Origin of the sequence: Acinetobacter sp. P8-3-8 (assembly GCF_000214135.1) — a bacterium.
Taxonomy (GTDB): Bacteria; Pseudomonadota; Gammaproteobacteria; order Pseudomonadales; family Moraxellaceae; genus Acinetobacter.
Genome location: NZ_AFIE01000086.1, coordinates 1 through 6,511 on the forward strand (window position 1 = coordinate 1; position 6,511 = coordinate 6,511).

At 35.4% G+C, this 6,511-nt stretch carries 7 protein-coding genes; 3 read left to right on the plus strand and 4 right to left on the minus strand.

Annotated features, from left to right (window positions below; all coding sequences use genetic code 11):
• A partial coding sequence (locus tag GGG_RS0117975) for a helicase-related protein (protein ID WP_010117508.1) occupies window positions 1-1,617 on the minus strand: 1,617 nt, incomplete at its 3' end.
• A gap of 532 nt (window positions 1,618-2,149) precedes the next feature.
• On the opposite strand from GGG_RS0117975, the gene ahpC reads away from it, so the two are divergent.
• Window positions 2,150-2,713, plus strand: a complete 564-nt coding sequence (ahpC, locus tag GGG_RS0117980; RefSeq protein ID WP_010117510.1) for an alkyl hydroperoxide reductase subunit C — start codon at window positions 2,150-2,152, stop codon at window positions 2,711-2,713.
• Between the two features lie 79 nt (window positions 2,714-2,792).
• Here ahpC and GGG_RS0117985 read toward each other — a convergent pair whose 3' ends face one another.
• Entirely contained in the window at window positions 2,793-4,271 is a 1,479-nt protein-coding gene (locus GGG_RS0117985) for an MFS transporter (RefSeq protein ID WP_010117512.1), read from the minus strand.
• 92 nt (window positions 4,272-4,363) lie between these two features.
• Here GGG_RS0117985 and GGG_RS0117990 point away from each other — a divergent pair, with 92 nt between their 5' ends.
• Both GGG_RS0117990 and GGG_RS0117995 read left to right on the plus strand, forming a co-directional pair.
• Window positions 4,364-4,948 (plus strand): TetR family transcriptional regulator, encoded by a 585-nt coding sequence (locus tag GGG_RS0117990; RefSeq protein ID WP_010117514.1) that lies wholly within the window; start codon window positions 4,364-4,366, stop codon window positions 4,946-4,948.
• A 105-nt stretch (window positions 4,949-5,053) separates the two neighbouring features.
• Complete coding sequence (locus tag GGG_RS0117995) at window positions 5,054-5,260, plus strand: KTSC domain-containing protein (RefSeq protein WP_010117516.1); 207 nt, start codon at window positions 5,054-5,056, stop codon at window positions 5,258-5,260.
• A 127-nt stretch (window positions 5,261-5,387) separates the two neighbouring features.
• Here GGG_RS0117995 and GGG_RS0118000 read toward each other — a convergent pair whose 3' ends face one another.
• Both GGG_RS0118000 and GGG_RS0118005 read right to left on the minus strand, forming a co-directional pair.
• Entirely contained in the window at window positions 5,388-5,984 is a 597-nt protein-coding gene (locus GGG_RS0118000; RefSeq protein ID WP_010117517.1) for an O-methyltransferase, read from the minus strand.
• Between the two features lie 252 nt (window positions 5,985-6,236).
• Complete coding sequence (locus GGG_RS0118005; protein ID WP_010117520.1) at window positions 6,237-6,452, minus strand: DUF1653 domain-containing protein; 216 nt, start codon at window positions 6,450-6,452, stop codon at window positions 6,237-6,239.
• Between the last annotated feature and the right edge of the window lie 59 nt (window positions 6,453-6,511).

Here is a 6,511-nt window from a genome sequence, read left to right on the forward strand (position 1 = left end):
AGGGGAACTTTGTTCTTGTAAAGCCGTACTTCCCCCTTTATTAAAGGGGGACTGAGGGGGATTTTGCTCTTTAGCATGATCAGAATCTCCCCTTGCCCCTTTTTGAGAAAGTGGAGAAATTTGATCTTGCTGAGCTGTACCTTCCCCTTTAGTAAAAGAAGACTGAGCAGGATTTGAATTTTGGACATCATCAATCGCCCCCAATTCAATCAATAGCTTACGACCATCATTCACTAAACGATGATCAGGTGGTTCAATAAAATCAAAAGATTCAACAGACCCCAAACCTAAGCTTTGCATTTGCAAAATAACAGATGCCAAATTGGTTCGTTTAATTTCAGGTTCAGTAAACTCAGGACGACTCTGAAAATCTTCTTCGCTATATAAACGAATACACACACCCGGTGCGATACGTCCACAACGCCCTTTACGTTGATTTGCCGCTGCCTGAGAAATCGCTTCAATGGGTAAACGCTGCACCCGAGAACGATAGTTATAACGTGAAATACGTGCAAAACCACTATCAATGACATAGCGGATATTCGGAACAGTCAGTGCTGTTTCAGCCACGTTTGTTGCAATAATAATCCGTCGTCCACCACCTGATGGATTAAAGATTTTTTGTTGTTCTGCCAACGCTAAACGTGCATATAACGGTAAAATTTGCGTATGTTTAGGACCAAACTTTTGTAAAGTTTCCTGTAGTTCTCGAATTTCTTGTTCTGTACTGGAGAAAATTAGAATATCTGCATGTTCAGGATGCCCTTTACTTTCAGCATCACGAAAACATTCTTCTACAGCTAGTACGACGGCACGTGGGAGGTTTTCCTCAAAATCATCGAAGTCATCATCATCACTGCCTCCAATCGTCATTTCTGAAATTGGCTTATAACGAAGTTCTACAGGAAAACTACGCCCTTCAACTTCAAAAATAGGTGCATTATTAAAATATTGACTGAATCGATTTACATCTAAAGTTGCTGAAGTAATAATAATTTTCAAATCAGGGCGTTTTTTAATTAGCTGTTTTAAATAGCCCATAATGAAGTCAATATTTAATGAACGCTCATGCGCTTCATCAATGATGATGGTGTCATATTTATTTAAATAACGGTCATTAGATAATTCAGCAAGTAAAATACCGTCCGTCATTAACCGAACAATAGAATCATTGGAACCTTGTTCATTAAAACGAACTTTAAAACCAATCGACTCACCCAGCTTTTCACCGACCTCTTCAGCAATACGTTGTGAAACACTACGGGCAGCAAGACGACGAGGTTGCGTATGACCAATCATTCCCGTCAAACCACGTCCTGCAAGCATCGCAATTTGTGGAAGCTGCGTGGTTTTACCCGAGCCAGTTTCACCTGCGACAATAATGATTTGATGCTTTTGAATCGCTGCAATCAATTGATCCGCATATTGCGTTACAGGTAAGTCCTGATTTAGCTTGATATTGGGAAGACGAGCTAAACGTTCACGTACTTTATGATTTGATTTTTCAAATAATTGTTGGAATTGTTCAGGATTTGCATCTTTACCCTTTTTAAGCCGACTTAAACGATGGCGATCTCGAACCATGACCAATTGATCGACATTTAAATCACTTAACACAGAGGCACTATCCTAATACTCAAATTGAACTGTACATTTTACGCTGTAAACCTAATCAGAGATAGTCTATTCATTATGAATTCATTCACCTTATTAAAATAATATTGGATGTAAAACAAGATAGGCTTTCCTATTTTTAAGCATTAAATAGAGATGAAGTGACCATTCTCAGTCAATAAATCAGGATTTGATAACAGCGCAGGTACTTCTTATATGAACATATTCTATACATTGAAATAATTTTTATATCTTTTTTCGAAAAGAGACTTGAAATCACTACGAAGAAGCATCATGTTTGTAGCAGATTCAGAAAGCATGGCTTCTGTCATTGAATCATCACATCAATACTGCATAAATAGGTTATTCATGTGATGACACAATACTGAAGAACCGTCATTGGTGAAAAGCGTTTGAATCTGGTTAAATTCAATTTTCCGATTTTAGCTATGAAAAAATACTATTTCACCAATAACAAATAATTCATTATGATATTTTACATATTTAGAAACGCACCTCAATCATGGAGATAATGATGAGCTTAATTAATACTGAAGTTAAACCATTTAAAGCACAAGCTTTCCAAAACGGTCAATTCATCGAAGTTACAGAAGCTGACCTTAAAGGTAAATGGTCTGTAGTTTTCTTCTATCCAGCTGACTTCACTTTCGTTTGCCCAACTGAACTTGGTGACCTTGCTGATAACTATGCTGAATTCAAAAAATTAGGCGTTGAAATCTACTCAGTTTCTACTGATACACACTTCACTCACAAAGCTTGGCATGATTCTTCTGAAGAAATCAAAAAAATTGAATATGTAATGGTTGGTGACCCAACTTGGACACTTTCTAAAAACTTTGAAGTTCTAATCGAAGCTGCTGGTCTTGCTGATCGTGGTACTTTCGTAATCGATCCAGAAGGTAAAATCCAAATCATCGAAATCAATGCTGGTGGTATTGGTCGTGATGCTTCTGAACTTCTGCGTAAAGTTAAAGCTGCTCAATATGTACACGCTCACCCAGGTGAAGTTTGCCCTGCTAAATGGAAAGAAGGCGATGCAACTTTAGCTCCTTCTATCGACCTAGTTGGTAAAATCTAATCGTTTAGATTAGATCGAGCGAAAAAAACCACGTTTTATAACGTGGTTTTTTATTACTACTTTTACTTAAGGTTTTTATCTAAGCACTTTTCTTTGACCAATACATATAAATAAATAACGTCAAAACAATCAAAGTAAAACTTGATAAATATAAAACATATTGATGCGCACTTAAAAAGGCATCATTGGCCATAGCACGAATGACAACGCTATTTTCCATCTCCATTGATGATAATATTTGTACTGTTTCACCAATTGAATTCTTTGCTAAATCAAAGTTTTCAGTCGACATAAATGATTGGAATTGAATATGCTTACTATAAAAATAAGAGACCAATAAACCAAATATCGCTACACCAAAACCAGTGCCGAGCTCATAAGCCATACCTTCAATCGAACCCGCAGCAGTTGCTTTTTCAACAGGACTCGTGGAAATGATTGCAGAAGTTGATGCAAGAAAAGTGGCTTCCACCCAAAATCCAAGCATGATCATCCAAAACCAAGCTTGATATTGTTGATGGGTAAAATTGGTCTGAGCCAAGCCGATTAAAGAAATTGCGCACAATGTTAATCCAATCATACTGATCCATCGTACACCCAGTCGATTAATCAGAAAGCTGGCAAAGAAACCACTTAAACTAACTGCGACCATGAAAGGTAAAATAAATAAACCAGCCTGTAATGGAGAATAGCCGTGTACATATTGCAACTCTTGAGCAATCAACAACTCAAATCCAACCAATGCGATCATAGTAAATATTGAAATCGCAAAACCAACTTTGACCGCTTTATGCTCAAACAAGCTTAAATCAATCAAAGGCTGTAACTGCTTACGCTGTTTACGGACAAAGTAGAATCCGATCAATAGCCCCAACGTAGCAAATACAGCAACTGAATAATCAAACTGCTTCATTCCTGTTTTTAATGCATACACGATCAATAAAATTGAGCTGATGAGCAATAAAGTATCAACAATATTGATCTTTTTATTTTTATTAATCGGCTGATCAGGCAGGATATAATAACCTGCAATGAGAACCCCGATAATAATGGGAATATTAATTAAAAAAATACTTCCCCAATGGAAATGCTCTAACAACGCACCACCGACTAAAGGGCCAAATGCTGCCCCACCGCCACCTGCCACAACCCATAATCCGAGTGCAAAGTTTCGTTTCTTTTCATCAAGGAAAGTATTTCGTAATCCAGCCAATGTTGCAGGAATAATCATGGCTGCGCCAAAAGCCAGAATGATTCGGGCAAAAATCAACATATTGGCTGATGTAGAAAATGCAGCAACCAAAGAACTGAAACCAAAAATGAATCCCCCCAGTAACATCAGCCGCTTATAACCAATACGCTCTCCCAATGCCCCCATAGGTAGAATTAAGCCAACCATCATCAAAGAATAGATATCAATGATCCACAACATTTGATTATTACTCAGCTGTAATTCCTGAATTAAGGTGGGAATAGCAACATGTAGTACGGTCGCATCGATAGAAACGGGCAAATAAATCAGCACGATGATTGCTAAAATATACCACTGACGTAACATATGAATGAATTGCCTTTTAGTTTTGGACATACGTTCAAATTATAACACCAACAATTGAACATGTGTTCAATTTAATATCTGGTTTTGTAAAAATGAGTTACTTAAATAAAGCTGAGCGCAAATCTCAGATCATGAAATTTGCTAAAGAAATCGTTTTAAATGAAGGTTTAAATACATTAACTGTTCGGCATTTAGCCAATACGGCATCCATCTCTACGGGTCAAATTCATCATCATTTCAGATCAATTTCAGAATTAAAAGCTGAGGTATTTCTTGAACTGGTTCGATTCAACCTTGACTTGACTCAAGTAAAACGAGAACTCAAATGCGATGAGCTTTTAATATATGTACTCGGTTTTGAAGAAAGTGCTGAAGAACAGTCTTATCTCAAACTTTGGAATGATGCAGAAAATTCAATTGATACAGACTTAGTATTAAAAAAAGCGTATCAAGAAGCCATTCAATTGTGGCATCAAACAATTATTGAAGTATTAGAACTTGGACGAGCTGATGGAACTTATCAATTTGATTTAAATGAAATTCAAGATATTGCTTGGCGCTTAATTGCCATTTCCTTCGGGCTAGAAACACTCTATAACTTAGACATTGCTGGTATTGGTACAGATTTCTTTTATAAACATCTTAAAGTGATCATTCAGCATGAAATTCAAGGATAAATTTATTTACAAATTTGCTATACATTGCTCAGCAATATTGGATTAACTTCAAAATATACAGAGCACTTTTCTCTGTGAAATTAATTAAAAATTAAGGGGTTGCTTATGGGATCAATGATTACCGTGACTTCTTGGAAGTACAATGCTTCTTCTCGGTATTTAAAAATTTTTTATGATAATGGTTATGGTGAACTGTATCACCCTGTGCCTAAATTTATTTATAATAATTTACTTCGGTGTAGCGATAAAACTGCGTTTGTGCATAAATATTTAGAATACGATTTACACTTTAAACGTATTTCAATTCAATAAAACTTTCAATTTCACCTTTTAAAAGTACATATACAATATTTTAAAAGTCATTCCACATTTTATTATTCATACTTCATTCTATTATTATAGGGAGTTCAAACTCCCTATAATCCGAACAATTCATCATTTAATCATTTTTAAATGTAACAACAAACAAACCTGCACCAATCGGTAATGTAGTTGTCATAAATCGTGTATCTTGTTTAATTTCATTGATCAAACTTTTAACTTCAGCAGCATGTGAAATGGCATTATCGACGATAAGCACCCCACCTTTCGGCTGAATCATATGTTGTAAATATGTCCAATAATTCAAATAGGCATTTCTTTCTGCATCTAACAAAATAAAATCATATTTTTCCTGACTTTGTTCTAGAAAATTTTGTGCATCCCCAACCCAAAAATCTATCACATCATCGACTTGTAATTCTTGAGCATAATGCTTCGCTTGCAATGTTCGATTTTCATCAATCTCTAAGGTCGTAACTTTAGCACCCGTCACCTGTGCGGCATCAGCCAACCATAAAGTTGAATAACCCGTCGAAGTTCCTATTTCCAAAATTTTCTTTGATTGCTGAATTCTGACTTGCATCGCAAGAAATAAAGCAGATTCGGGTTCAATATTACGGTATCGATTTACTCGATCGCATTGTGTTGCATCAAACTTGATAAAGGACTGATATAATTCATTTAATCTTAGTAAAAATGGGTTACTTAAACTCATATTTGGATCATCCTCATCTCTTTCATCATTATTATTTCAATATTTTAGGTCATCGTGATGACATTAAATAAATTTACCTTTTGGTACTATTTATCTTTATATTTATAACAATATTTTCTGTTTCCCTACAGTGCCTTTTCAGTAAAAATCAATACATTTTGAATTCTATACTTTCTCAAAATGACTTGTATGATCTACTTAAAAAGGCTTTAACCACTGTACAAATGCTTAGATCAGAGATTTCACATTAAATTAAACAGCATGTAAAAATTCAAATCTTGGTTTCATTTCACCATTTTCTAATTGAACTTGCTCTACAAACATGTCATAAGGGCGTACCCATATTGAATAGTCATCGTATAAACATTGATAAACAACTACTTTTTCAGATGTTTCGCTATGTGTAGCCACATGAAAAACTTGATATAAATTGCCTTTATAATGTTTATAAATTCCAGCTTGTAACATTTTCTCTCAATACCCACAAAATACATAGCATCAGTTATACATGATCTACCATAAAAAAA